The organism is Streptomyces chengmaiensis, assembly GCF_029846775.1.
In the GTDB taxonomy this organism is placed as follows: Bacteria; Actinomycetota; Actinomycetes; order Streptomycetales; family Streptomycetaceae; genus Streptomyces; species Streptomyces chengmaiensis.
This window is the reverse complement of sequence record NZ_JARWBG010000004.1, coordinates 191,308-216,451: the sequence shown is the minus strand read 5'-3', so window position 1 is coordinate 216,451 and position 25,144 is coordinate 191,308. Positions and strand designations below refer to the sequence as shown.

The 25,144-nt window shown below is 72.3% G+C and carries 17 protein-coding genes, 2 tRNA genes and 1 pseudogene; 5 read left to right on the top strand and 15 right to left on the bottom strand.

The features are described 5' to 3' along the window. The first annotated feature begins 22 nt into the window (after window positions 1–22). On the top strand, window positions 23–1,636 hold the full coding sequence (locus QCN29_RS05855; protein ID WP_279926614.1) for an MDR family MFS transporter: 1,614 nt from the start codon (window positions 23–25) through the stop codon (window positions 1,634–1,636). Between the two features lie 75 nt (window positions 1,637–1,711). On the opposite strand, the gene QCN29_RS05850 is transcribed toward QCN29_RS05855, so the two are convergent. From QCN29_RS05850 to QCN29_RS05825, 6 genes are read right to left on the bottom strand one after another with little or no spacing between them, the layout of a single operon-like run. Beyond that, window positions 1,712–3,877: an ArnT family glycosyltransferase gene (locus QCN29_RS05850; protein ID WP_398859127.1), complete on the bottom strand. Its 2,166-nt coding sequence runs from the start codon at window positions 3,875–3,877 to the stop codon at window positions 1,712–1,714. Beyond that, window positions 3,874–5,277, bottom strand: coding sequence for a bifunctional glycosyltransferase family 2/GtrA family protein (locus QCN29_RS05845; protein WP_279926613.1), 1,404 nt, complete (start codon window positions 5,275–5,277; stop codon window positions 3,874–3,876). Before QCN29_RS05845 ends, QCN29_RS05850 begins: the two co-directional genes overlap by 4 nt. A gap of 26 nt (window positions 5,278–5,303) precedes the next feature. Then, window positions 5,304–6,950 carry a sensor histidine kinase gene (locus QCN29_RS05840; protein WP_279926612.1) on the bottom strand — a complete coding sequence of 549 codons (1,647 nt, stop codon included), beginning with the start codon at window positions 6,948–6,950 and terminating at the stop codon, window positions 5,304–5,306. A gap of 7 nt (window positions 6,951–6,957) precedes the next feature. After that, a complete protein-coding gene (locus QCN29_RS05835) occupies window positions 6,958–7,734 on the bottom strand; it encodes a response regulator transcription factor (RefSeq protein WP_279926610.1) in 777 nt (258 codons plus the stop codon). Then, the gene (locus QCN29_RS05830; RefSeq protein ID WP_279926609.1) at window positions 7,664–8,656 is read right to left on the bottom strand and encodes an amidohydrolase family protein; all 993 of its coding nucleotides are present in this window, start codon (window positions 8,654–8,656) and stop codon (window positions 7,664–7,666) included. The genes QCN29_RS05835 and QCN29_RS05830 overlap by 71 nt, the downstream gene beginning before the upstream one ends. Then, window positions 8,653–9,513 carry a DUF2797 domain-containing protein gene (locus tag QCN29_RS05825; protein ID WP_279926608.1) on the bottom strand — a complete coding sequence of 287 codons (861 nt, stop codon included), beginning with the start codon at window positions 9,511–9,513 and terminating at the stop codon, window positions 8,653–8,655. Before QCN29_RS05825 ends, QCN29_RS05830 begins: the two co-directional genes overlap by 4 nt. Window positions 9,514–9,638: 125 nt before the next feature. Here QCN29_RS05825 and QCN29_RS05820 point away from each other — a divergent pair. Continuing rightward, window positions 9,639–10,655: pseudogene (locus tag QCN29_RS05820) on the top strand (hypothetical protein). Between the two features lie 141 nt (window positions 10,656–10,796). Here the strand turns inward: QCN29_RS05820 and QCN29_RS05815 are convergent. Beyond that, a tRNA-Arg gene (locus QCN29_RS05815) sits at window positions 10,797–10,869 on the bottom strand. Window positions 10,870–11,090: 221 nt separating this feature from the next. After that, a tRNA-Ser gene (locus tag QCN29_RS05810) sits at window positions 11,091–11,184 on the bottom strand. Window positions 11,185–11,483: 299 nt separating this feature from the next. On the opposite strand from QCN29_RS05810, the gene QCN29_RS05805 reads away from it, so the two are divergent. Both QCN29_RS05805 and QCN29_RS05800 read left to right on the top strand, forming a co-directional pair. Then, window positions 11,484–11,984, top strand: a complete 501-nt coding sequence (locus QCN29_RS05805; RefSeq protein WP_279926607.1) for an SSI family serine proteinase inhibitor — start codon at window positions 11,484–11,486, stop codon at window positions 11,982–11,984. A 172-nt stretch (window positions 11,985–12,156) separates the two neighbouring features. Next, on the top strand, window positions 12,157–16,266 hold the full coding sequence (locus QCN29_RS05800) for a hybrid sensor histidine kinase/response regulator (protein WP_279926606.1): 4,110 nt from the start codon (window positions 12,157–12,159) through the stop codon (window positions 16,264–16,266). Between the two features lie 233 nt (window positions 16,267–16,499). Here the strand turns inward: QCN29_RS05800 and QCN29_RS05795 are convergent, their stop codons facing one another. From QCN29_RS05795 to QCN29_RS05765, 7 genes are all read right to left on the bottom strand, one after another. Then, on the bottom strand, window positions 16,500–18,146 hold the full coding sequence (locus QCN29_RS05795) for a long-chain fatty acid--CoA ligase (protein ID WP_279926605.1): 1,647 nt from the start codon (window positions 18,144–18,146) through the stop codon (window positions 16,500–16,502). Between the two features lie 131 nt (window positions 18,147–18,277). Next, window positions 18,278–18,835, bottom strand: a complete 558-nt coding sequence (locus tag QCN29_RS05790) for a SigE family RNA polymerase sigma factor (protein WP_279926603.1) — start codon at window positions 18,833–18,835, stop codon at window positions 18,278–18,280. A gap of 285 nt (window positions 18,836–19,120) precedes the next feature. After that, window positions 19,121–20,287, bottom strand: a complete 1,167-nt coding sequence (locus tag QCN29_RS05785) for a lipid-transfer protein (protein WP_279926601.1) — start codon at window positions 20,285–20,287, stop codon at window positions 19,121–19,123. Further along, window positions 20,284–20,700: a MaoC family dehydratase gene (locus tag QCN29_RS05780; RefSeq protein ID WP_279926600.1), complete on the bottom strand. Its 417-nt coding sequence runs from the start codon at window positions 20,698–20,700 to the stop codon at window positions 20,284–20,286. The genes QCN29_RS05785 and QCN29_RS05780 overlap by 4 nt, the downstream gene beginning before the upstream one ends. A gap of 1 nt (window position 20,701) precedes the next feature. Continuing rightward, entirely contained in the window at window positions 20,702–21,709 is a 1,008-nt protein-coding gene (locus QCN29_RS05775; protein ID WP_279926697.1) for a bifunctional MaoC family dehydratase N-terminal/OB-fold nucleic acid binding domain-containing protein, read from the bottom strand. A 200-nt stretch (window positions 21,710–21,909) separates the two neighbouring features. Further along, entirely contained in the window at window positions 21,910–22,221 is a 312-nt protein-coding gene (locus tag QCN29_RS05770) for a hypothetical protein (protein WP_240139616.1), read from the bottom strand. Between the two features lie 332 nt (window positions 22,222–22,553). Further along, window positions 22,554–23,705: an isoafricanol synthase gene (locus QCN29_RS05765; RefSeq protein ID WP_279926696.1), complete on the bottom strand. Its 1,152-nt coding sequence runs from the start codon at window positions 23,703–23,705 to the stop codon at window positions 22,554–22,556. A 423-nt stretch (window positions 23,706–24,128) separates the two neighbouring features. Between QCN29_RS05765 and QCN29_RS37035 the strand changes: the two genes are divergently transcribed. After that, on the top strand, window positions 24,129–25,121 hold the full coding sequence (locus QCN29_RS37035; protein WP_398859126.1) for an AAA family ATPase: 993 nt from the start codon (window positions 24,129–24,131) through the stop codon (window positions 25,119–25,121). Window positions 25,122–25,144: the final 23 nt, after the last annotated feature.

Below are 25,144 nucleotides of genomic sequence, written 5' to 3'. Positions count from 1 at the left end.
CGACGTACAACGAAGGATTTCCATGGCTACAGCCACACCGGCCGGTGCGGCGCGGGCCGGGCGCGCCGAGCCCGAAGACCCGTCGCCCGAAGACCCGTCGCCCGAAAGCCCGACGCCCGAAAGCCCGACGATGACACACCGGCAGATCATGGAGGCGCTCTCCGGGCTGCTGCTCGGCATGTTCGTCGCCATTCTGTCGTCGACGATCGTCTCCAACGCCCTGCCGCAGATCATCACCGACCTCGGGGGCGGACAGAGCGCCTACACCTGGGTGGTGACGGCCTCGCTGCTGGCGATGACCGCGACCACCCCGCTGTGGGGCAAGCTCTCCGACCTCTTCTCCAAGAAGCTGCTGGTCCAGATAGCCCTGGTGATCTACGTCCTCGGCTCGGCGGCGGCCGGTCTCTCGCAGAGCGCGGGCACGCTCATCGCCTGCCGCGTGGTCCAGGGCGTGGGAGTCGGCGGGCTCTCCGCGCTCGCGCAGATCGTGATGGCCGCGATGATCTCGCCGCGGGAGCGCGGGCGTTACAGCGGCTACCTCGGCGCGACCTTCGCCGTGGCCACCGTGGGCGGGCCCCTCCTCGGCGGCGTGATCACCGACACGGACTGGCTCGGCTGGCGCTGGTGCTTCTACGTCGGCGTGCCCTTCGCCGTGATCGCCCTGATCGTGCTGCAGAAGACCCTCAGGCTGCCGGTGGTCCGGCGAGAGGTGAAGGTCGACTGGACGGGCGCGTTCCTGATCAGCGCCGCGGTGTCGCTGCTGCTGATCTGGGTCACCTTCGCGGGCGACAAGTACGACTGGATCTCCTGGCAGACGTATGCGATGACGGGCGGCGCGGTCGCGCTGGGCGCGCTCTTCCTCGCCGTCGAGTCGCGGGCGAGCGACCCGGTCGTCCCGCTGCGTCTGTTCCGCAACCGCACCATCGCGCTCGCCTCGGTCGCGTCGCTCTTCGTCGGCGTGGCGATGTTCGCGGGCACGGTTTTCTTCAGCCAGTACTTCCAGCTCGCCCGGGACAAGTCCCCCACCATGTCCGGCGTGATGACCATCCCGATGATCGGCGGACTGTTCCTCTCGTCCACCGTCTCCGGTCAGATCATCACCAAGACCGGCCGCTGGAAGGCCTGGCTGGTCGTCGGCGGTGCGCTGACGACGGCGGGCCTCGGTCTGCTGGGCACCATGCGGTACGACACCGAGTACTGGCACATCGCGCTGTTCATGGCGCTCCTCGGCCTCGGGCTCGGCATGATGATGCAGAACCTCGTGCTGTGCACCCAGAACCAGGTCGCCCCCGAGGAACTCGGCGCGGCCAGCTCCGTGGTCACGTTCTTCCGCTCGCTGGGCGGCGCGGTGGGCGTCTCCGCGCTGGGCGCCGTGCTCGGCAACCGGGTCACCCACTACGTCGAGGACGGCCTCGCCGCCCTCGGCCCGCAGGGCGCGGCTCTGGGGCACGGCGGCACGGGCGGGGGCGGCATCCCGGACCTGGACCTGCTGCCGCCGCCCGTCCGCACCGTGATGGAGAGTGCGTACGGGCACGGGGTGGCGGATGTCTTCCTGTACGCGGCGCCGTTCGCGTTCCTGGCGTTCCTGGTGACGCTGTTCATCAGGGAGGTCGCCCTCAAGTCGAAGGCGCACTGATCCCCGGGGCGGCCGCCCTGTAGCGGAGGCGGCCGCCCCGGTTTCCCGTCCTCCCCGCCCCGGGCGAACCGCCCGCTACACCGGCCGCGTGAGGTCGTACAGCGTCGCGCCGTCTGCCGTCACCCGGGTGAAGTTCTCCTCGACGTACGCCGTGATCGAGGCGCTGGCGTCGCCGCCGCGCCCGCCGCCCATGCCGCTGCTCACGATGTAGTAGTGGATCTTCCCCTCGGAGACGTACTGCTTGAACCGGGCGAGCGTCGGCGAGGGGTCCGTTCCGTTGAAGCCGCCGATCGGCATCACCGGTTCCCCGGTGGCGAGCTGGTAACTCGCCGCGTTCTGGGCGCCGATGGCGGCGGCGACCCAGGTGTAGTCGTCGGCGTTCTCCTTGAGCGCGGCCTGGGCGGCGGAGCTGACGTTCGCGCCGTTGATGAGACCGCCCATGCCGCGTCCGCCACTGCCTTCGGCACCGCCGCCGGGACCACCGGCAGGACCACCCGCAGGACCGCCGCCGGGACCACCGGCAGGACCACCGTCGCGGTTGCCGTCGCGGCTGCCCTGCTGTCCCTGGCCGTCAGGCCCCTGCATGCGCCCGTCACCGCCCCCGCGCGCAGCGCCTCTGTCAGCAGCTCCTACGGGACCGCCGCCGACACCACCGGCGGCGGGGCCACGGCCGCCCGGACCGCCGCCGCCTGGGCCGCCACCGCGGGCCGACGCGGGGCCGGCCATGACGAGCGAGCCGGTGTGCCCTTCGTTCACCGTCGTGAGGGAGTACGCGACCGGCCCCGCCAGCGACACCGCGAGCCCGGCCCCCGCGGCCCCGAGCGCCAGCCATCGGACCGGCCGCCGGCCGCCCGAACGCCCCAGCCGTCCGGCGAACGGCAGCGCGGCGAGCACCACGGCCGCGGCCAGCCCGCCCGCCAGCACCGCCCCGCGCAGCCACGGCAGATAGTCCGGCGTCCGGCCCAGCAGCACATACGCCCACCCGGCCGTCACCGCGACCGCGCAGCCCAGCGCGGCGGAGGCGAGCGGCCTCGACCGCTCCTCCCACAGCACCGTCGCGCCCATGCCGACGAGCGCTGCGATATACGGGGCCAAGCCCACGGTGTAGTACTCGTGGAAGATCCCGGCCATGAAACTGAAGACGCCCACGGTCATCAGCAGCGCGCCGCCCCACACCAGGAACGCCGACCGTGCCGTGTCCGTGCGACCCGCCCGCCAGGTGACTACAAGCCCGGCGACGAGGAGCAGCAGCGCGGCAGGCAGCAGCCAGGAGATCTGGCCGCCGACCGAGTCGTTGAACATCCGCCCGAGTCCGGTCTCACCCCAGCGTCCGCCACCGCCGCCGGCGCCGGTGCCCCCGGGGCCGCCCGGGCCGCCGCCGCCCACGCTGCCGACCTCATTGCCGTTGATGCGCCCCAGCCCGTTGTAGCCGAAGGTCAGCTCCAGGAAGCTGTTGGTCTGCGAGCCGCCGATGTACGGGCGGGAGGCGGCGGGCCACAGCTCGACGATCGCCACCCACCAGCCGCCGGAGACGAGCAGCGCGAGCCCGGCGAGGGCGAGTTGGCCGAGCCTGCGCAGCAGTGTGGCCGGTGCGCACACCGCGTACACCACCGCCAGCGGCGGCAGGATCAGAAACGCCTGGAGCGTCTTCGTCAGAAACGCGAACCCGACGGCGACGCCGGCCCACACCAGCCATGCCGTCCGCGCGGCCTCCAGCGCACGCAGCACGCAGTACACGGTGACGGTCATCAGCAGGGTGAGCAGCGCGTCCGGGTTGTTGAAGCGGAACATCAGGGCGGCGACGGGCGTCACCGCCAGCACCGCGCCCGCGATCAGCCCGGCGGCAGCGCTGAAGCGCCTGCGGACGGCGGCGTACAGCACGGCGACCGTCGCCACGCCCATCAGCACCTCGGGCAGCAGGATCTGCCAGGAGCCGAGACCGAAGAGCCGCACGGACAGGGCCATGGGCCACAGCGCGGCCGGCGGCTTGTCGACGGTGATGGAGTTCGCGGCGTCGGACGAGCCGAAGAAGAACGCCTTCCAGCTCTCGCTGCCCGCCTGGACGGCGGCGGAGTAGAAGGAGTTGGCGTAGCCGGAGGCGTCCAGGTTGTACAGGTACAGCACAGCGGTGGCGAGCAGCAGCCCGAGGAACGCGGGCCGCACCCAGCGGGCGTCCCCCTCGCGCTGCCCCGCCGTGCTGAGCTCGGGCGGCCGGGCGGCCGCATCCATGGTCGCGGTCATCGCCTCGCGCCCTCCGTCATCTCGTCCTTCTCGCTCTCGTTCGTCTCGATCTGAGCCGCCTCGATCTGAGCCGCCTCAACCCGGTGCGTCTCAACCTGAGCCGCCTCGACCCGGTTCGCCTCGAACCGGTTCGTCTCAACCCGGTTCGTCTGGTGCGTACGCCCCTCCGGGAACACCCACGCCCGGTAGAGCAGGAACCGCAGCACGGTCGCGGCCAGATTCGCGGCGATCAGCACCGCGAGCTCCGTGCTGTGGGAGGGTTCGCCCGCGGCCGCCTCCAGAGCGGCCAGCGAGCCGCTGGTCAGCGCGAGGCCGATGCCGAACACCACCAGCCCCTGCGCCTGGTGGCGCACCGCGCGTTCCCGGCCGCGCACCCCGAAGGTGAGGCGGCGGTTGGCCGCGGTGTTGGCGACGGCGGACAGCAGCAGCGCCGCGGCGTTGGCCGGTTGCGGCCCGACGCCCAGCCGGAAGCCGGAGTACAGCAGCAGATAGAGCACGGTGGACAGGACTCCCACCGCGCAGAAGCCGACCAGTTGGCGGGCGAGCCCGCCGGGCACCCCGGTGAGCCGCCGGTCGCGCGGATCGTCGCCGAAGGGGCGGGCGAGCCGGTCCAGCGGCAGCGACCCGGTGGCGAGGGCCCGCCCCACCCGCCAGACGCCCTTGAGGTCCTCGGTCGCGGTGCGCACGATGTGCACGGTCGAATCGGGGTCGTCGACCCAGTCCACCGGCACCTCGTGGATGCGCAGCCCGGCGCGTTCGGCCAGCACCAGCAGCTCCGTGTCGAAGAACCAGCCGGTGTCCTGGACCATCGGCAGCAGCCGTTCGGCGACGTCCCGCCGTATCGCCTTGAAGCCGCACTGGGCGTCGGAGAAGCGGGCGGCGAGCGAGGAGCGCAGGATCAGGTTGTAGGCGCGGGAGACGAACTCCCGCTTGGGCCCGCGGACGACCCGCGACGAACGGGCGAGACGGGAGCCGATCGCCAGGTCGGAGTGGCCGGAGATCAGCGGTGCGACCAGCGGCAGCAGCGCGTTGAGGTCGGTGGACAGATCGACGTCCATATAGGCGAGCACGGGTGCGTCGGAGTGCGACCACACCGTGTGCAGGGCGCGTCCGCGTCCCTTCTGCTCCAGCCGCCACGCCCGTACCTCCGGCAGGCCGGACTCGAGGCGGGCGGCGATCTCGGGCGTGCGGTCGGTGCTCGCGTTGTCGGCGACGGTGATCCGGAAGCCGTAGGGGAAGGTGCGCGCGAGGTGCTCACGCAGCCTCAGCACACAGGGTTCGAGGTCCTTCTCCTCGTTGTAGACGGGGATCACGACATCGAGGACGGGCACGTCGGCCGGGTCGTCTGCGCGCAGGTGCTCCCGGGCGGGGAGGGTTCCTGGTGGGATGTCGGTTCGCATGGCACCGACACTCGACGAACCCGCTGTCACACCTGTGTGGTGCGCCTGTGGCCCGCCTGTGAGTCGGCACGCTGCTCGTCCCGTGAGTCGGCAGGCCTGCTGACCCACGAGTCGGCCCGCCCCATGTCCGATGAGTCAGCCCGCCCCCTGTCCGATGAATCGGCCCGCCCCTCGCCCGGTGGAACGGCACGCCCCTCGCCGTCCACGGGCAGCCGGACCGCGAACACGGTCCTCCCCGGCCGGGACCGCACGCTCACCGCCCCGCCGTGCGCACCGACGACGGCGTCCACGATGGCCAGCCCCAGCCCGGTCGACGAACCGTCGCGCCGTGTCCGCGAGGCGTCGCCGCGCGCGAAGCGCTCGAAGACATGCGGCAGCAGCTCCTGCGGGATGCCCGGTCCGTCGTCCTCGACCTCCAGCACCGCGGCGTCCTGGCCCCCGGACACCCGGGCGGTGACGGCGGTCCCCGCAGGTGTGTGCGTACGGGCGTTGGCCAGCAGATTGACCAGCACCTGGTGGAGCCGGGCGGGGTCGCCGCGTACGACGACGGGTTCGTCGGGCAGCTCCAGCCGCCACCGGTGACCGCCGTCGGCGGCGCGGGCGTCGGAGACGGCGTCCACGACCAGCGGTGCCAGGTCGGTGCTCTCGTACGACAGCGGCCGTCCGGCGTCCAGCCGGGCGAGCAGCAGCAGATCCTCCACGAGCCCGGTCATCCGCTCCGCCTCCGACTCGATCCGCCCCAGCGCGTACCGGGTGTCCGGCGGAGTCTCCTCCCGTCCGCGCCGGGTCAGCTCGGCGTAGCCGCGGATCGAGGCCAGCGGGGTGCGCAGCTCATGGCTGGCGTCCGCCACGAACTGCCGTACGCGCGTCTCGCTCTCCTGGCGGGCCGCGAGCGCCGAACCGACATGTCCCAGCATCCGGTTGAGGGCAGCGCCGACCTGGCCCACCTCGGTGCGCGGATCGGCCTCCGCCTGCGGCACCCGTTCGTGCAGGGCGACCTCACCGCGGTGGAGGGGGAGTTCGGAGACCCGGGTGGCGGTGGCTGCGACCCGACGCAGCGGCCGCAGCGCCACCCCCACCAGGGAGGCGCCGGCGATCCCGGCAGCGACGAGACCTGCGCCGGTGACGCACACCTCGACGAGGACGAGCGTGCCGAGGGCGTCCTGCACCTGGTTCGCGGGGATGCCGACGAGGAAGCCGCCGCGGAAGCCGGAGACGTACTCGACGCGGTAGTCGCCCTTGCCGGGCAGTTCCACGGTGTGCGGCCGCCCGTCACGAGGCACGTCCGCGAGAGCCTGCGTCTGGGCGACGGACAGCCCCGTCCGGACGACGCCCGGCCCGCCCTCGTCGGCGTTCTCCCGCTCGCCGCTGCCCGCGGCCTCCCGCACCGTCCCGTCGGCAAAGAGCAGCGCGCCGACCGTGCCGACGGGTGCGCCGCCGCCGATGACGAAGTCCAGCGGATCCTTGCGCTTCCCCGGGGAAGGGAGGTCGCCGGGAACGGCCGGAGGCCCGGCGGCCCTGGACCCGATCGCATCCAGCTGACCGTCCAGCTGACCGTAGAGATACGTACGGAAGGCGATCGCGGTGACCGTTCCGATCACGGCCGCCACGACGGCGATCAACGCGACGGCGGACACGACGAGCCGGGTCCTCAGCGACTGCGGTCTGCCCATGGCGCGCTCACTCCCCGGGCTTGATCAGATACCCGGCTCCCCGACGGGTGTGAATCATCGGCGACCGCCCGGCGTCGACCTTCTTTCGCAGATACGAGACATAGAGCTCGACCACATTGGCCTGTCCGCCGAAGTCATAGCTCCACACCCGGTCGAGTATCTGCGCCTTGCTGAGCACCCGCCGCGGATTGCGCATCAGATAGCGCAGCAGCTCGAACTCGGTGGCGGTCAGATGGATCGACTCGCCGCCGCGGGCAACCTCATGGCTGTCCTCGTCGAGGGTGAGATCGCCGACCGTGAGCAGCGACTCGCTGCTCACGGTCGCGGCCCCGGACCTGCGGATCAGCCCGCGCAGCCGGGCCACGACCTCCTCCAGCGAGAACGGCTTGGTCACATAGTCGTCTCCGCCGGCCGTCAGGCCCGCGATCCGGTCCTCCACCGCGTCCCGGGCGGTCAGGAACAGCACCGGCACCTCCGGCAGCTCCCGCCGCAGCCGCCCGAGGACGGCGAGCCCGTCCATGTCGGGAAGCATCACATCGAGCACCACGGCGTCCGGCCGGAACGCCCGCGCACAGCGCACGGCGCCCGCGCCGTCTCCCGCGCTGCGCACCTCCCACCCCTCGTAGCGCAGCGCCATCGACAGCAGCTCGCTCAACGCGGCCTCGTCGTCGACGACGAGCACGCGGACGGGGCTGCCGTCGGCGCGGCGCAGCTCATGGCGTTCGAGGCGCGGCTGGTCGAGGCGCTGCTGGTCGAGGCGCTGCTGAGAGGGGATCGCAGTCATGGGACCCGACTCTGCGCGCACGGGGTGAGAGCCGCCTTGCCGGACCCTGTGAATTCCCTGAGAAAAACCCCGGAAAGAGCCGGACCCCGTTCTCGTGGCACACCCGCCGCAGCCAGTCGTCGCCCAGCTCCAGCCTCTCGAGGGCCTGGAGTTGATGGACGTACGGATACGGGATGTTCGGGAAGTCGCTGCCGAGGAGGATCCGGTCGCCGAGGGCCGCGAGACGGGGCTTCTCCTGCTCGGGGAAGGGGCACAGGCGCTCGCTGAAGTCGGTGAAGGCCATGGTGGTGTCGAGGCGGACCTCGTCGTACCGCTCCGCGAGGTCGAGGAAGTCGGCGTACTCGGGCATGCCCATATGGGCGACGATCAGCCGCAGCCGGGGGTGGCGGGCGAGCAGCCGCCCGACCGGCTCGGGCCCGGTGTGCTCGCCCGGCACGGGTCCGGACCCGCAGTGCACGACGACAGGGGTCGCGCTCTCCGCCAGCGCCCCCCACACCCCGTCGAGCAGCGGGTCGTTCGGGTCGTACCGCCCCACCTGAAGATGGGCTTTGAAGACCCGCGCACCGCGGTCGAGGGCCTTCGCGACATACGACTCCGCACCCGGCTCCGGAAAGAAGGTGGCAGTGTGCAGACAGTCGGGAACGCGGGCTGCGAAGCCGGCGGCCCACTCGTTGAGCCAGGAGGCCATGCCGGCCTTGTGCGGATAGAGCATGGCGGTGAACGCGGTCACCCCGAACTCCCGCAGCAGCTCGACACGCCGGTCCTCCTCGTGCCGATAGGTGATCGGCCACTCCATCCCGGTCAGCGGCCCGGCGGCGTCGAAGTACGCCCACACCTTGTGCAGCACGCGCTCGGGCATGAAGTGGGTGTGGACGTCGACCAACCCGGGAATCCCGAGACGCGCCGCAAACTCCCTGCTCAAAACAGCCCCTCCTGTCTGTCCTGCCCGCCCGCACTCTCGACGGGCACGGTGAGAGCGCTCCGGGCATCGGCGCCCGCCAGCTCCCACCCCACCGCCACTCGTGTGTCGCACACCACCATGCTCCCGCCGACCGTCTCCAGATGGAGGTCGGGGCCGGCGACGGCGGCCAGTGTCCCCGCGACGACCCCGCCGTCCACCAGCTCCCGCACCACCGCGTCGGCGGGGGCCAGCCCCTGGAGTCCGAAGACCTCCGCATGGTCGACGGCCTCGAACTCCAGCGGCTGGAGCGTATCCGCCCACTCCCTGCGTCCCCTCGCCCTGCGGTGCAGCGCCGCCAATTCGGCGGCCCGCTCCGGGGCGGGGGGCAGCCCGGCCCGCGCGGCGCGCTTGGCGGCGTACGGAATGCGGTCGGGCACCCCCAGCGCCGCCCGCACGACCTCCTCGGTCCGCCGCGCGGCCATCAGCGGCCCCCGCCCCAGCCAGCTGAACACCACGGCCCCCTGCTCCAGCAGCCGCGCGCTCCCCCGCTCCTCGGCGGTGATCCCGACCTTCACCATCCCGGGCCCGAACCACGCGAGATACACCCGGTACGTCCGAGGGTCGTCCACCGCGGTGTCGGCCGCCACGGAGTGCGCCCGCTCCAACCGCGCGCACTCACCGCACCGCGGGTTCGTCACGCCCGCCGCGACCACGGCCCGCCGGGCGCACGCATGCCCCCGCGCCCCGACACACCTCCGCTCCCCGACGGCCCGGAACCCGAGCGCCCTCCCGACGCCCAGCGCGCTCTCCCGCCCGCCCTCCCACCGCAGGACGGCCCCGTCCTTCCCCCACCGGACCCCCGCACACCGCCAGCCCACCGCCCAGCCCTCCGTCCAGCCCCGTCCAGTCCCGTACAGCCTCTACGGACACAACGCGGAAAGCCCCCGATCAACTCCTGCAGCGCAGCCGTCCGCCGCATCCGCCGAGCGCTCAAGGTCGCCCCATGACGAGGACGACGCCTCCGCGCCCGCTCGATGTCGAAGCGCTCTTCCCCGAATTGGCCGCTTACCGGGGCACCACGACCCGACTTCACCCGCGGCCCGGCAGCCCGGACGTGTCGGCGAGTTCCGTGGGCGGCCCGACGCTGTGGCCGGCGGACGAGCCATGGCCGTTGTGCGAGGAGGCCCACGGCCGCGGGCGAGGGCGACGTCCTGCGGACATCCGCCGGAAGCGGCAGGTGCTGGCCACCGCCTGGGCCCGCGAGCCCTTCTGCGGACTCACGGACGACGAACGGCAGCTCGTGGACGAGCTGAGCCGCACCCGCCGGATCCCGGAGGCCTCTGACACCGACCCACTGCCGCTGGTCGGCCTCGCGCAGCTGTACCGGCGGGACATACCCGACCTGCCGGCCGGACCGGACGGCTGCGATCTCCTTCAGGTGTTCTGGTGCCCCTTCGACGCGCACGGGGCGGGACGCCACGATCCGCTGGCGCAGGTCCGCGGAGGTCGGCGAGCCACTCGCCGCGCCGCCTGAGCCGCAGCTCGTCGGCTACGAGTGGTACGTGCCGGAGCCATGCGTGCTGCACCCGGAGCAGGTCCCACCTACCCCTTCGCCGGCCTCCTCCCCGAAGAGCTGTGCGCCCGCCTCGACGCCTGGGACGAGGCCCAGGAGGACGAGGCCGAGCAGTCCGACGGGGAAGACCGGGCAGAGCCGCTCGGCTACCAGTACGACCTGTCCATCCCACCCGGCTGGCGCGTCGGCGGCTTCGCGTCCTGGCACAGGACCGACCCGTACCCGATGAACTGCCTGACCTGCGCGACCCCGATGAACCTCCTGCTGACCGTCGACAGCACCGAGTGGGACGGAGGCAGCGGCAGCTGGACACCACTCGAAGAACGAGGTCTCCCCCCGCACCCGTTCGCTTCCCCCACCGAGTTCCATGTAGGCCGCAGCGGCGAACTCAACTTCTTCACCTCCCCCGTAGCCCCCGGACACCCGCACCGCTGGAGCCTCCAGTAGGCCCTTGCTCTCCCCGCTGCGGCTGCACCGGTCGCATGCGAGAGGCAGCTCCCCTCGAGCGGACACGGTTGCGGCACCCGCGCTTCCGTACGGCACGACAAAGCCCCCTCCGGGATGATCCCGAGGGGGCTTCGAACTGTGTGCACTCGGCAGGATTCGAACCTGCAACCTTCTGATCCGTAGTCAGATGCTCTATCCGTTAAGCTACGAGTGCTTGTGCTTGGCGTTCCGGGCTTTTTGCCCCGGTCGGCGTTGCGGGAACAACATTACATGACCTGCGCCGTCACGCGAAATCCATTAGCCGGACCCCACCCGACCTGCACAAATGCCGATGCCAGGGGTCGATCGCCTACGAAGCTGAGCCACGCGGGAGCGGAGGGCGCCGCAGAAGACACCGAAGCCCCGGCCGGGCGGCCGGGGCTTCGGTGATCTTGATGGCGGAGGCGGAGGGATTTGAACCCTCGATGGGCTTTAAGACCCAAACCGCATTAGCAGTGCGGCGCCATAGACCGGACTAGGCGACGCCTCCAGCACACCACCGGGCCACGCCCGTGGGCGCGAGGTGGTGTGTGCAGATGATGACACAGCATTGCGGCCAGTCACCAATCGCTGTCCACGGTACAAGGCGCGCGGCCCGCAGGGCAAAGCAATCCGCGGTTGCGCAACGCCCGGGGCCCCGGCGCGTTAGAGAGGGTGGGGCGCACTCTCCCGTGCCTGCCGACCCCGTGCCGGACCACGGGACGGCAGAGGCCGGCAGGGCCGCCCCGGAGGGCGGGCCCAAGGGCTCGTGGGCCCGCCCGGACCCGTAGCCGACACATGGAGCTGCACATGTTGCGCCGTCTCGCTCTCACCGCTACCGCGTCCGCCGCCGCGCTCACCGGAGTCGGCATCGCGGTCGGCCCGGCCGCCGGGGCCGCAGCCGCGGCGGCCGCCGCCCAGTCGCCCGGGCCGCTGTCTCTGGGCTCGCTGCTGTCGTCGCCCGACCGGCTCACCGTGACCGTCGAGCGGTCGGGGAACCGCATCGGCGACGGCACATACAAGCTCGAGTGCGGCCCCGTCGGCGGTACGCACCCCGCGGCGGAGAGAGCCTGCGCGCGGCTGGACGAGCTGGCCCGGGAGCGGAAGGACCCGTTCGCGCCCGTGTCCAAGGGCAGCATGTGCACGCACCAGTACGGCGGGGACGCCACCGCGCGGATCACCGGCACCTGGCGCGGCCAGCGGGTCGACGCCCGCTTCAGCCGTGCCAACGGCTGCGAGATCGCCCGCTGGCGGAATCTGGAGCCGGTGCTTCCGAACGCCCGCCCGAACGCCCGCCCGAGCGGCCGGTAGCAGGGCCGAGAGGGACGCCGCGCGCATCGGAGCTCCGTGAGAGCTCCCCCTCATCCACCGCCGCACCCGCATCCGCTGCCCTTAGACTCCCTCCAGTGACAGGCTGCGGCCCGAGGGGCAAGATGGGAGCGGCCGTCCGCACTGTGCAGTAGGTCAGGGAGGAACCGTCGTCGTGAGCAGCAGGCCATCCCGAGGCGCTGCTCGCCTTGCCGCCATACTCGACGCGCTCCCCGACGGCCTCGTGCTCGTCAACTGCAACGGCACGGTCGTCAACGCCAACACCATCGCGCTGGAGCTCTTCGAGGCCCCCGGCACCGCTCTGGTCGGCCGGGGACTGCTCGATCTGCTGCCGTCGTTCGACTCCCAGCTGATCCCGGGCTCCATGCGGCGGCCGGAGGCGGCGGACCCGCGCGGCCGCACCAAGCCGACCCGGATGATCGCACGGCGCACGGACGGCGCCGAGTTCCCCGTCGAGGTCACCAGCGCCAGCCTTGAGGACGGACGCGAGGCCTACGCCTCCCAGTCCGGCTACACCGGCGACGAGCTGCTGATGCTCGTTGTACGCGATCTCTCCGGGACGGTCGACACCGAGGCCGAGCTGGCGCGTTCGCAGCGCCAGACCGAGATGATCCTGCGGGCCGCGGCGGAGGGCGTCGTCGGCACGGACACCGAGGGCAGGGTGGTGCTGGTCAACCCGGCCGCCGCCCAGATCCTGGGCTTCAGGGCCAGCGACCTCGGCGGCCAGGAGCTGCACCCGCTGATCCTGCACTCCCGCCCGGACGGCGAGCCCTTCCCGTACGAGGAGTCCCCGCTCGCGGACACGCTGAAGTCAGGCCGCAAGCACCGGGTGCGCGGCCAGGTGCTGTGGTCGAAGAACGGCGCACGGGTGCCGGTGGATCTCACGACCGCGCCGGTGCGGGACGGGGACCAGCTCGTCGGCGCGGTGATGACCTTCACCGACCGGCGGCCGTACGAGGACCTGGTGGAACGGCATGCCGCCGAGCTGAAGGAGACGGCCGAGCAGCACGCCGCCGAGCTGGCCGACAACGCCGACCGGGCGGCGGCCGAACTGGAGGCGAGCCAGGAGCGGTACGCGGAGCTCGCCGCCCGGCACGCCCAGCTGACCGCCGTGCTCGGCGGTTCGCTGCGCGGCCCGCTGGAGGAACTGCGCGCCGAACTCGGCACGCTGGCCGCCGACCCCGCCGGACAGCTCTGGCCCGAGGCGAACCAGATCCTCCACCATCTGGCCGCCGGATACGCCCGGATGACGACGCTTGTCGACAATGTCCTCAGCTTCCAGCGTCTCGACACCGGAGCCGAGGGGCTCCAGAAGGCGAAGACGCTGCTCGACGAGGTCGTAGCGGCCGGGGTCGAGGGCGCGGTCGAGCTGATCGGCCCGGGGCGCGCGCAGTTCGCCGTGCACGCCCCTCCGGTCGAGGCCGAGGTTGACGGAGCCCGGCTGGCGACGGCGCTGGCGCATCTGATCGCGGATGTCGCGGGGGTCGACTCGACGGGCAAGGCCCGGGCCGTCCCGGGCGGCGGCTACGGGGACTCGACGATCGTGGTGGCCGCGGCACAGCGAGGCGATGTCGTACGGATCGAGGTGCGCGGGCCGTATGCCGGGGGAGACCCGGTGCACGAGCCGATCGTGCGCGGGATCGTCCTGGCGCACGGCGGCCTGCTGCAGACGCACGAGATGCCGGGGATGGGCGGCAGCGCCTATGTGCTGGAGTTGCCGCTGGGCGAAGGCGCCGGAACGGTGGCACAGCCCGCCGCGGCGACGCCGGGGACCGCACTCGCCCTGCCCGGGCAGCAGACCGCGGAGCCGGTGGCCGCTGCTCCGGCCGAGACGGGGACTCCCGAGGCCGCCGCATCCGCTGAGGCCGTCTCACCGGTCGAGGCCACCGGCCCAACTGCCCTGGCCCCGGCCCAGGCGCTGACGCCGGCGCCGACGCCGGCCGCCGCGCAGGGTTCCGCCTCCGTTTCCGCAGGCGGAGGAAGGGGCGGTCGGCGGCGTGCTCGGCGCGCCTCCACGGACGCGTTCCTGGAGAGCCCGGTGGCCGCGGAGGACCCGGTGGCCATGCGGCCGACCGGCCGCCGTCGGGCGGCTCCCCCGGCCGAACCGGCCACGCCTCAGGAGCTCATTCCCGCCCAGGCGGCAAGCGGCGGCAGCAGCGGTGGCACGGGACGCAGGCGCGGACGGCCCAGCCCTGCCGAGGAAGCCCTGACGGCCTCAGGCCCCGGGGCCGCGGTGCAGCCGGCCGAGGGGTCGGTGGTCACGGCCGCGGAGGGCGCCGCGTCCACCGGACGTCCGGCGCTGGGCGAGACCGTGCCGCCCCAGGGCGTGCCCGTCGCCCCCCACGGAAACGCGTATCCCAACGCGCACCTGAACGGCAGCGCCCCGTCCGGCCGCCCCGCCCGTGCCGAGCTGCCCGCACCCGGACCCGTGCCCACGCCCGCACCCGTTCCCGCCGCGCAGCCCGCTCCCGCCGGGCGGCGCGCCAGGCGGGCTCTGGCCGCGGCCTCCGTCGAAGCACAGGAAGCACCGGAAGCACAGGAGGCGCTGGAAGCACCCGCAGCCGTCGAGGCACCCGAAACACTGGAGGCAGCAGAGGCGCCGGCGGCCGCCGAGGCCAGGGAGAGTGCCGGGAGCGTGGAGAGGGCTGTCCCGCACAGCGCGTTCGCGCTTCCCCCGGCCGCCTCGGACCGGTCCCGGGTGCCGGAAGCACCCGCCCCGGCCGGGGACGCATCCCCCCGTGACGTGCCGGCCCGGCACGAGGCCGTCCGTACGGAGCCGGGCGTGGACCACCACCACACCCCGCCGCAGCCGCATCCGCTGCCGACGGGGCGCAGGCGGGCCCGCCCCGCCGCCGAGGCCGCCCAGCCCCTGCCCGACCCGGCGGACGCCACGAGCCCGGCGGACACAGGTTCGGCAGACGCGGCGACTCCCGCGCCCGGCACCCCCGTGCCGCAGGAAGCCGCACCCGTGCCGTCGTCAGCCACGGGCGCCGGGGAGGGTGAGGGCATCGGGCCCGTGTCCCGGCCACTGCCTCCGCCGCAATCACAATCACAACCGCAACCACAGCCTCAGCCCGCGGCCCAGCCGCTGCCTGCCGAGGCCCCGGCCGCCGCCGCGCCCGCCCCGGCACCGGCGCCGACCCCGGCTCCCGAGGCGTCCGGCACCGATACGCAGGGCAGGGCGTTCAGCGTGCGCACGCTGGGGCAGGGCGTGCCGTACGCCCAGCAGGCCGCCCAGCAGGCGACGCCTCCGCACGGCCAGCCGAGCGCCGGCTCCGGCCGACGCCGCAAGCTGGCCACCCGGCCCGATGCGGAGCACGCCGAGGCAGCCGCCCGCCGGCACGCGACGCAGCCGCCGTCGCCGTCCCAGCCGCAGCCGCAGCCGGAGCCCGCGAAGCGCGCCGCCGACCGCTCCGAGGGCCGCGCATATGCGATCTCCGCACCCGACGAGGGAGCGGAGGGCCCGGAGCCGCTGGACGGCCCCGGCGGCGCGGTCGAGGTGTCCAACCGCCCGCAGCCGCAGCCCGTCGACGACGAACTCCCCCCGGAGCCGCTGGACAATCCGCGTCGACTGCTCGTCTGGCCCGCGCCGGACGTCTCCACCCAGCAGGCGCTGAGCGACCGCGGCTACCGCCCGGTGGTCGTGCACTCGCGCGAGGAAGTCGATGCGCAGATCGCCGCGTTCCCGGCGGCGCTGTTCGTGGACCCGCTGACCGGCCCCATCACGCGCACCGCCCTTCAGTCCCTGCGCCAGGCGGCCGTGGCCGCCGAGGTGCCGGTGCTGGTGACCGCGGGCCTGGGGCAGGCGACGCGGGAGGCCGCGTACGGGGCCGACCCGGCCGTCCTGCTCAAGGCGCTGGCCCCCCGCGACAGCGAGCAGCACCCCTCGCGCGTCCTGCTGATCGAGGAGAGCGAGGAGATCGCGCTGGCGCTGACGGAGACGCTGGAGCGGCGCGGCATGCAGGTCGCGCGGGCGGGCGCGGACGCCGACGCGGTGGCGCTCGCCACGCAGGTGCGGCCGAACCTGGTGGTCATGGACCTGATGCAGGTACGCAGACGGCGCGCGGGCATCATCGACTGGCTGCGTGCGAACGGGCAGCTCAACCGCACTCCGCTCGTCGTCTACACCTCGGCGGAGCTGAACCGGGCCGAGCTGCCGCGGCTGTCGTCGGGGGAGACGGTGCTCTTCCTCGCGGAGCGTTCGACGAGCCCGGAGGTGCAGACCCGCATCGTCGACCTGCTGGCCAAGATAGGGACGAACTGACCGGAAGCCGAGCCTCGTGACGGTGCGGCGAGCCTCGTGACGGTGCGACGAGACCCTGACGGTGCGGCGAGACCCGTGACGGTGCGGCAAGCCCTGGTCGGACGGCAAGACCCCTGACGGGACGGCAGACCTCCTGGCCGGACGGCAGGCCGCTGGCAGGGAGGTGCCGCGACGTATGCAGACGGCCGCCCTCTGGGTGAGGACGGCCGTCTCGCGTCAGACGGCGACGCCGCTCAGATCCGGGTGACCTCCAGCTCTCCGTCGGCGTACTGCTTTCGGATGACCTTCTTGTCGAACTTGCCCACGCTGGTCTTGGGCACCGACTCCACGACCGACCACCGCTCCGGCAGCTGCCACTTGGCGATCCTGGCCGCCAGGAAGTCCTTCAGCGCGGCCAGTTCGGCCTTGGCCCCGTCCTTCCACACCACCGTCGCCAGCGGCCGCTCGCCCCACTTCTCGTCCGGCACCGCGACCACGGCCGCCTCCGCGACCTCCGGGTGCGCCATCAGCGCGTTCTCCAGTTCCACACTGGAGATCCACTCTCCACCGGACTTGATCACATCCTTCGCCCGGTCGGTCAGCGTCAGATACCCGTCCGGGCTGATCACACCCACGTCCCCCGTCTTCAGCCACCCGTCCTCGCTGAACTTGTCCTCGGGACGCAGCGTCTCCGCCTCGGCGCCGCCGTAGTAGCCGCCCGCGATCCACGGGCCGCGCACCTCCAGCTCCCCCGCCGAAGCCCCGTCCCAGGCCAGCTTCCTGCCGTCCGGGCCGATCAGCCGCGCCTCCACGCTCGCCGGGAACTTGCCCTGGGTGAGGCGGTACGGCATCTCCTCCTCCGCCGACAATCCCGCCGGGGGACGCGCCATCGTGCCCAGCGGCGAGGTCTCCGTCATCCCCCAGGCGTGGCACAGTCGCACCCCGAGCTTGTCGTAGGCCTCCATCAGCGACGGCGGACAGGCCGAGCCCCCGATCGTCACCTGCCGCATCGACGACAAGTCACGGGGTCGGGCCGTGACCTCCGCCAGCAGCCCCTGCCAGATCGTCGGCACCGCGGCCGCATGGCTGGGCTTCTCCTGCTCGATCATCTCCGCCAGCGGGGCCGGCTGCAGGAAGCGGTCCGGCATCAGCATCCCGATGCCGGTCATGAACGTGGCGTGCGGCAGCCCCCAGGCGTTCACATGGAACTGCGGCACGACGATCAGCGAGGTGTCCTCGTCCGTCAGCCCCATCGACTGCGCCATGTTCACCTGCATCGCGTGCAGATAGACCGACCGGTGGGAGTAGGCCACGCCCTTGGGGTCGCCGGTGGTGCCGGAGGTGTAGCACAGCGCGGCGGCGGACCGCTCGTCCAGCTCCGGCCAGTCGAACTCCTCCGGCCGGCCCGCGATCAGCTCCTCGTAGTCGTGCACCTGGGCCTGCGCGTCCGCGAGCGCCGAGCGGTCACCGGGGCCGGAGACCACCACATGCTCGACGGTGGGCAGATGCGGCAGCAGCGGGGCCAGCAGCGGCAGCAGACTGCCGTTGACGATCACGACCCGGTCGGCGGCGTGGTTGACGATCCACGCCAGCTGCTCCGGCGGCAGCCGCAGATTCAGGGTGTGCAGCACCGCACCCATCGAGGGGATGGCGAAGTACGCCTCGACATGCTGGGCGTTGTTCCACATCAGCGTCGCGACCCGCTGATCCCCGGTGATCCCCAGTCCGTCGCGCAGCGCGTGCGCCAGCTGCGCCGCCCGCGCCCCGGTCTCGGCGAACGTGCGCCGTTGCGGCTCCGCCTCCCCCGTCCACGTCGTGATCAGCGACGATGCATGCATCGTCGTCCCGTGTCGCAGGATGCGAGACACGAGCAGCGGTACGTCCTGCATGGTGCTGAGCACGGCGACCTCCCGGTGGGCGCTGGCTACGCGGCAGTAAAGGTTGGAGCAGATTCTGCTCACATACCAAGCGGTATGTCACTACCCGGAGGTAAGGAAATCGCCAGTCGATCTTGTAGGGGCCGGCATACGCGTCACCGCATGGGGGAGAGCTCCGGGTCCTCGCGGAGCTTGCCCAGCGCACGGGACACGGCGCTCTTCACCGTGCCGACGGACACTCCGAGCACCTCGGCCGTCTGTGCCTCGCTGAGGTCCTCGTAGTAGCGCAGCACGACCATCGCCCGCTGCCGGTCGGGCAGCTTCAGCACGGCGCGCCACATCGCGTCGTGCAGCGCCTGCCGCTCGGCCGGGTCGGGTGCGGGCGAGATCTCGCGCTCGGGCAGTTCCTCGCAGGCGAACTCGTCGACCTTGCGCTTGCGCCACTGCGAGGTGCGGGTGTTCAGCAGGGCGCGCCGGACGTAGCCGTCCAGCGCCCGATGGTCCTCGATCCGCTCCCAGGCGACGTAGGTCTTGGTCAGCGCGGTCTGCAGCAGGTCCTCCGCGTCGCTCGGGTTGGCGGTGAGCGAGCGCGCGGTCCGCAGCAGCACGGGCCCCCGCGCCCGTACGTACGACGAGAACGATGCGTAGGACACAAAGCGTGCGGTCGTCGGCTCGGCGGCCGTGGCAGCGCTTGTGCAGACAGGCGTGGTCATGGCTCAACGCTAGAAGCGGGCCGTGCCCCGCGGATCGGCCCCAGGTCCCGAAGCCTTGTCCCTCTCAGGTTGTACTGGGGGCCGTGGCCGCACCTCCTGAAGGTGGAGGCCTTCTCAGGGTCGCCACGCAGCGCAGCCGCCGCCACGCGCCGCCCCGCCCGGATGCCCGACGGCGCCGCCGCCGGGGCCGGTCGCCCCGCTCTCCGGCCCGGGTCGCCCCGCTCACCGGCCCGGAGTGTCCCGTCCTTTGGCCCCGCGGACCTGACGGCGTCCCTGCCGCCGGGCTCAGCCGTCCGCACTCAGGATCAGCCCCGACGTGGGCACCCCGGTACCCGCCGTGACGAGAACCCTCGCCGCACCCGGCGTCTGGTTCGGCGAGGTGCCGCGGAGCTGTCTGACCGCTTCCGCGATGCCGTTCATGCCGTGCAGATACGCCTCTCCCAGCTGGCCCCCGTGCGTGTTGAGGGGCAGCGCGCCGGAGGCGACGAAACCGGCCGCCTCACCGGGCTTGCAGAACCCGAACTCCTCCAGCTGCATCAGCACGAACGGAGTGAAGTGGTCGTACACGATGCCCACGTCGATATCGGCGGGCGCAAGCCCCGAGGTCTGCCACAGCTGCCGGGCCACCACCCCCGACTCCGGCAGCCCGGCCGGATCACCCCGGTGGAACCCGGTCATCTGCTCCTGCCCGCGGCCCGCGCCCTGGGCCGCGGCGACGATCACCGCGGGCGGCTGCGGCAGCTCACGGGCGCGCTCCACGCCAGTGACGACGATCGCCTGCCCCCCGTCGGTCTCCTGGCAGCAGTCCAGCAGCCGCAGCGGCTCCGCTATCCAGCGCGAGGCCGCGTGCTCGGCGAGGGTGATCGGCCTGCCGTGGAAGTACGCGGCGGGGTTGTTCGCCGCATGGCGGCGGGCGACCACCGCCACCTGACCGAACACCTCCGTCGTCAGCCCGTGGACATGGAGATAGCGCTGCGCCGCCATGGCGACCCAGGAGGCGGGGGTGAGCAGCCCGAACGGCATGACCCAGCCGAGCGCCGCGCCCTCCGCCGACGGCTCACGCCGCTGCACCCCGGCCCCGAAGCGGCGGCCGGACCGTTCGTTGAACGCGCGGTAGCAGACGACGACCTCGGCGATTCCGGCGGCGACGGCGAGCGCGGCCTGCTGCACGGTGGCGCATGCCGCGCCGCCGCCGTAGTGGACGCGGGAGAAGAACGACAGCTCGCCGATGCCCGCCGCCTGCGCGACGGTGATCTCAGGGCTGGTGTCCATCGTGAAGGTGACCAGTCCGTCGACGTCGCCGGGGGAGAGGCCGGCGTCGTCGAGCGCGGCCCGCACGGCCTCGACGGCGAGCTTCAGCTCACTGCGCCCGGAGTCCTTGGAGAACTCCGTGGCCCCGATGCCGGCGATCGCCGCCCGCCCGCCGAGCGCGTCCGCTCCCCGAAGACTCATACGATGACACCCCCCGCCGGGAAGTCCTCCGGCACGGACATGGTCACCGTGCCCGTGACATGGGCGCCGACGCCGTTCACGCCCGTGACCCGCACCGTGACCTCGCCGTCCGCGACCGAGACGACCGTGCCGCGCAACACCATGGTGTCTCCTGGATAGTTGGGCGCGCCGAGCCGTATGGCCACCTTGCGCAGCCGCGCCCGCTCGCCGAAGAAGTCGGTGACATACCGGCCCACCAGCCCGTTGGTGGTCAGGATGTTCATGAAGATGTCCGGGGCGCCCTTCTGCCGGGCGAGCTCGGGGTCGTGGTGGACGTCCTGGTAGTCGCGCGAGGCGATGGCTCCGGCGACGATCAGGGTGCGGGTGACGGGAACGGTGAGCGACGGCAGCTCGTACCCGGGGAGCACGGCCATGTCACACCACGCTCCCCCCACGCAGGGCCCGGAAGACCGGCAGTTCGAGCTCCTCGTCCACCTGCCGGAATTCCAGCCGCACGGGCATGCCGATGCGCACCTGGTCATACGGCGCCCCGACGACGTTGCCGACGGTGCGCACGCCCTCGGCGAGCTCGATCAGCCCGACCGCGTACGGGGGGTCGAAGGCGGGGAACGGCGGGTGGTGCATCACCACGTACGAGTAGACCGTGCCCGCGCCGCTCGCCCGGACCGTGTCCCACTGTTCGCAGCCGCAGCCGTTGCACCCCGGCAGCCAGGGGAAACGCAGGGTCCGGCAGCTCAGGCAGCGCTGGATCAGGAGCGTGTGCCCTGCCACGCCTTCCCAGAACCCGGCGTTGTCCCGATTGACCACGGGCCGCGGGCGACGGGGCTTCCCGGCGTCGTGCGCCGGGCGGGGGGCTGCAGGAGCTGCCGGGGCCTCAGGAGCTGCCAGGTCCTCAGAGGCTGCCAGGGCTGCAGGCGCGTACTTGAGGATGCGGAAGCGGTGTGTGCCGGCCGGCTCCCCATCGGCCCGGATGTCCGTCCGCGTGGTGATGAAGTGGCCTGTGCCCAGCTTGGTCGTCTTCCTTGGGGAGACGGATTCGATCACCGTGCGGAAGGTGATCCGGTCGCCGGGCCGGAGGGGCCTGAGGTACTCCTGCTCGCAGTCCGTGGCGACCACCGAGGTGCAGCCCGCCGCTTCCAGCAGGGCGAACAGCTCGTCCTGCGCTCCGCCGCCCGGTGAGTGCCCGGTGAGGCCGCCCATCGTCCAGGCCTGCAGCATCGTCGGCGGCGCGATCGCGCCGGAGCCGGTGTACGCGGGGTTGGCGTCGCCCATCGCCTCGCACCAGTGCCTGATCATAGGCTCGTTGACGATGTCCTTGCCGACGCCGGGGGCGGCCGCCGGCCGCCCCTCGTACGCCTTGAGCCGCCGGTGGAACGCCTCGTCGGCGGCCGCGTCGCCGCGTCGCCGCCCCTCTTCGTCCAGCGCCTCGGTCACCACATCACCGCCAGTCAACGCCGCTGCACTGAGGACTGTCTGACTGTCCGTCAGATCAAGTCCGGCTGTCAAGGCGGCGAGAACGCGCGGCAGCCTGCGCAACGGCGCCGAAGCACCGCCGCACAGGCTGCCGCTCACCCCTCGGTCACCCCCGCCGGGCCGTCGCGCTCACCACAGGTTCGTGAAGGTCACCACAGGTTCGTGAAGGTCACCACCGCGTTCACCTGCTCGACGTTGACGTCGTCGGCGTCGTTCACAGCGGCGGTGTTGTTCTGGTTGGTCGCGCCGGAGCCGTTCGCGACCTGTTGGGTCGTGGTGGAGTTGCCCTTGTTGTCGTCACCGACGCCGCTTCCGACGATGGCGGCCGTGATCGCGTTCGAAATCGATCCGTCGTCCGCACCCGCGCCGTTGTCGGCCTGGGCGACGCCCGAGAACATCAGGGCCGTCAGGGGCAGGGCGGCAACAGCGGCGAGAACGCGGGCGGTACGGATGCTTGCCATGTCTTTCCTCCATGAACCGGCACTGCGGAAGTGCGGATTGCTCGAAGTGAGCCTTGTTCCAAGGCAGTTGGCCGGCCGCCCCGGATCGTTTTCACGACGTCGCAAGATCAGGTTTGCCCACCGAACCCCCGGCGAACCACCCCTGACGGCATGATTCGCCCTCAAGCGTGATGACTTGTCGATAAACCCCTTTCATCACCTGAAAGCCCCCTGAAGTCCCGGATCGGGCGACCGGGCATGGCAGATCCACCCCCGGCCCGCGCCGCGCGCATCCTCTGCACCATCCGCACCCGCTGCCACGCCCGCACCCCGCGGCATGCCTGCGCCTGCCGTCACGCCCGCGCCGTCCTCCCCACGGCCGCGGTTTCGGCGCCGTCCGCGGCCAGCTGCGCCCAGGGGCGCTGCCGGCCGCCGCTCACCGCGGCGACCCCGGTCTCGTCGTAGCGGGACGTCGCCAGGGACCAGGCGAGATTGCCCGCCATCAGATGCCCCATGCCCTCCACATAGTGCTCGATGTGCCCGCGGACCTCCGCGGGCACGCAGCACCGGCTCAGCCTCCTCGGCAGCGATGCGGCGAGCTGCGTGAAACGGGCGGCCCGCGCATTGGCGAGCGCGGCGATGTGCTCTATGGCCTCCGCCGTCGTACATCCCCGCTGCGCGGTGCGGATGATCACGCTGTTGTTCACATCCCCGGCCGCCAGCTCCTTGCTCAGCGAGACGATGTCATTGACGAAGATCACCACATCGGCGGTGATCTCCCGCAGGTCCGGCAGCGGCGGCATGCCGTACAGCTCGTCCGGCAGGCTGTAGCCCCCGCACCGCTCGGTGAGGTCGAGACAGGGCTGCACACCGATGGAGTCCCGCCTGACCTCGAGGAAGCGCTCCAGGGACGGCAGGCGCTCCGCGTTCCGGTGCTGCGCCTCTCCTCGGTACGCGGCCATATAGGCCGTCCAGTGCGCCCGGAACCGGCGCTGCCAGCAGGCCGGCCGCCCCGCGACGGACCGACGCCAGATGTCGCGGAACGCAGTGACGAGGGGGCGGACGCCGCCGTCGGCGGGGACCACGGGAGGTCGGCGCACCCCGCGAGGAGCGCGCCAGTCGTGCTGCCGGGGCACGCCGTCCGGCGTCATCGTCCGCGCCAGGGTGCGCACCAGCCCTTCGACGGCGCCGGGCCGCTTCCCCAGCCAGCCGTCGAACTGGTCGTCGAAGATGAAGAACCAGGCGTTGAAGTCCGCGGCCAGCTCCAGATCGGCGGCCGTGGCGTCGGGGTAGAAATAGGCCATCAGCCGCTCCAGCCGGAGAGCGTCGTACTCCCCTGCTGCGGCGTCCCCCGTCAACAAGCCCATCCCCTGTACCCACTGCAGGGTATGACGCCGGGCGCGCTCCGCATGCGGACTGAAGCGCACGGGGAACGGGAGCCTGACGGCGGCGGTCCGCCGGGTGGGATCGGAACATGTCGAAGTCCGGCCGGACGACGGCGGAATGTTCGAATCGATCCGAGGACTTTCGGGAGTCGGTGCGTCCGCCATGAGTCCCCCTCGAGTCCCTGCACCTCTGCCGATCGACGGTGCAGGTCTGAGCGTTGTCCCCGCGCTACCAGGCTAGGCAGGTCATATGGTCTGCATACCCGAGCACAACCGGGCACGTGGAGCGCGAATCACGCGCGAACGACGGCGCACGCGCCCCTTCGCACCTAGGTGCACGCACGTGCGCCTGTGACAGGTGAAACCACAAGGAAGGCCCCGGTGTTACCAGATTCCGGCCCTTTCCGCGAGCAGATCCCGCGCACTGGACTACAGACCGTCTCGACGGGCGTACGCTTCGCTTATCCGAGACGAATCACGGCAGTTCGGCGACCCACGACTGAGATCCACCACGACACATACGCGACGTTCAAAGGAACGGATGTGGCCAACACGGGATACGGAGCGGGGCGACCGCACCGGCCACTGCTGGAACGTGACGGGGAACTGGCGGCACTCGACGACCTGTTGAGCGAGCTGTGCGGGTCGTCTCCCGGGTCCCGATCACCCGGCACGGGCGGATTGGCGGCATTCGCCGGACCGGCCGGACTGGGCAAGACCGTACTGCTCGGGGAGGTCCGCAGGCGGGCCGCGGCACGTGGCTGCACGGTGCTCTCCGCCCGCGGCGGCGAGCACGAACAGGGCATGGCGTTCCATGTCGTACGCCAGCTGATGCAGCCGGCGCTCGCGTCCGCCACCGAGGAGGAGCACCGCGCGATCCTGGGCGGCTGGTACGACATCGTCGCCCCCGCCGTGGGACTGGTGGCGTCGGGCACCGCCGGGGTGCCCGATCCACAGGGCGTGCGGGACGGCCTGGACTGGGTCGCCACGCGCTTCGCCGTGCAGCGCGCGCCTCTTGTGGTGCTGCTGGACGACGCCCACTGGGCAGATGCCGAGTCGCTTGCCTGGCTCACCGGCTTCGCGCCGCGGGTCGCCGAGCTGCCGATGCTGCTCGTCGTGGCCTACCGGCCCGAGGAACTCCCCGCCGACGCACTGGCCTTCGCCAGGCTGTCGGAACGACACGGCACGCGGCCCTTCGAACTCGTGCCGCTCACGCAGGGCGCAGTGGGCAGCATCGTCCTGGAAACCCTCGGAGAGGAGGCCGACGAGGCGTTCTCCCGCGAGGCCTGGGCGGTCACCGGCGGCAACCCCTTCGAAATCGTCGAACTCACCGCCAAAGTCGCCGACCACGGACTGAAGCCGCAGGCCATACACGTTCCGGAGCTGCGCGAACTCGCCTCCGCCGTGAAGGGCAGCGGGCTCGTCGAGCGACTGGAAAGGCTCGGCACCTCGGTCGTCCGCTTCGCCTGGGGCGCCGCGGTGCTGGGCGCCGACGCGACCCGCGCCCTGGCCGCGAGCGTCGGCGGACTGGGCTAGGCCGAATCCGCCGACGCGGTAGC

Bases quoted from the DNA above. Each gene is read 5' to 3' on its own strand.
- QCN29_RS05770 (WP_240139616.1), bottom strand. From the start codon at position 22,221: ATGGCAAGCATCCGTACCGCCCGCGTTCTCGCCGCTGTTGCCGCCCTG.
- QCN29_RS05840 (WP_279926612.1), bottom strand. From the start codon at position 6,950: ATGGGCAGACCGCAGTCGCTGAGGACCCGGCTCGTCGTGTCCGCCGTC.
- QCN29_RS05790 (WP_279926603.1), bottom strand. From the start codon at position 18,835: ATGACCACGCCTGTCTGCACAAGCGCTGCCACGGCCGCCGAGCCGACG.
- QCN29_RS05850 (WP_398859127.1), bottom strand. From the start codon at position 3,877: ATGACCGCGACCATGGATGCGGCCGCCCGGCCGCCCGAGCTCAGCACG.
- QCN29_RS05780 (WP_279926600.1), bottom strand. From the start codon at position 20,700: ATGGCCGTGCTCCCCGGGTACGAGCTGCCGTCGCTCACCGTTCCCGTC.
- QCN29_RS05805 (WP_279926607.1), top strand. From the start codon at position 11,484: ATGTTGCGCCGTCTCGCTCTCACCGCTACCGCGTCCGCCGCCGCGCTC.
- QCN29_RS05835 (WP_279926610.1), bottom strand. From the start codon at position 7,734: ATGACTGCGATCCCCTCTCAGCAGCGCCTCGACCAGCAGCGCCTCGAC.
- QCN29_RS05845 (WP_279926613.1), bottom strand. From the start codon at position 5,277: ATGCGAACCGACATCCCACCAGGAACCCTCCCCGCCCGGGAGCACCTG.
- QCN29_RS05785 (WP_279926601.1), bottom strand. From the start codon at position 20,287: ATGAGTCTTCGGGGAGCGGACGCGCTCGGCGGGCGGGCGGCGATCGCC.
- QCN29_RS05855 (WP_279926614.1), top strand. From the start codon at position 23: ATGGCTACAGCCACACCGGCCGGTGCGGCGCGGGCCGGGCGCGCCGAG.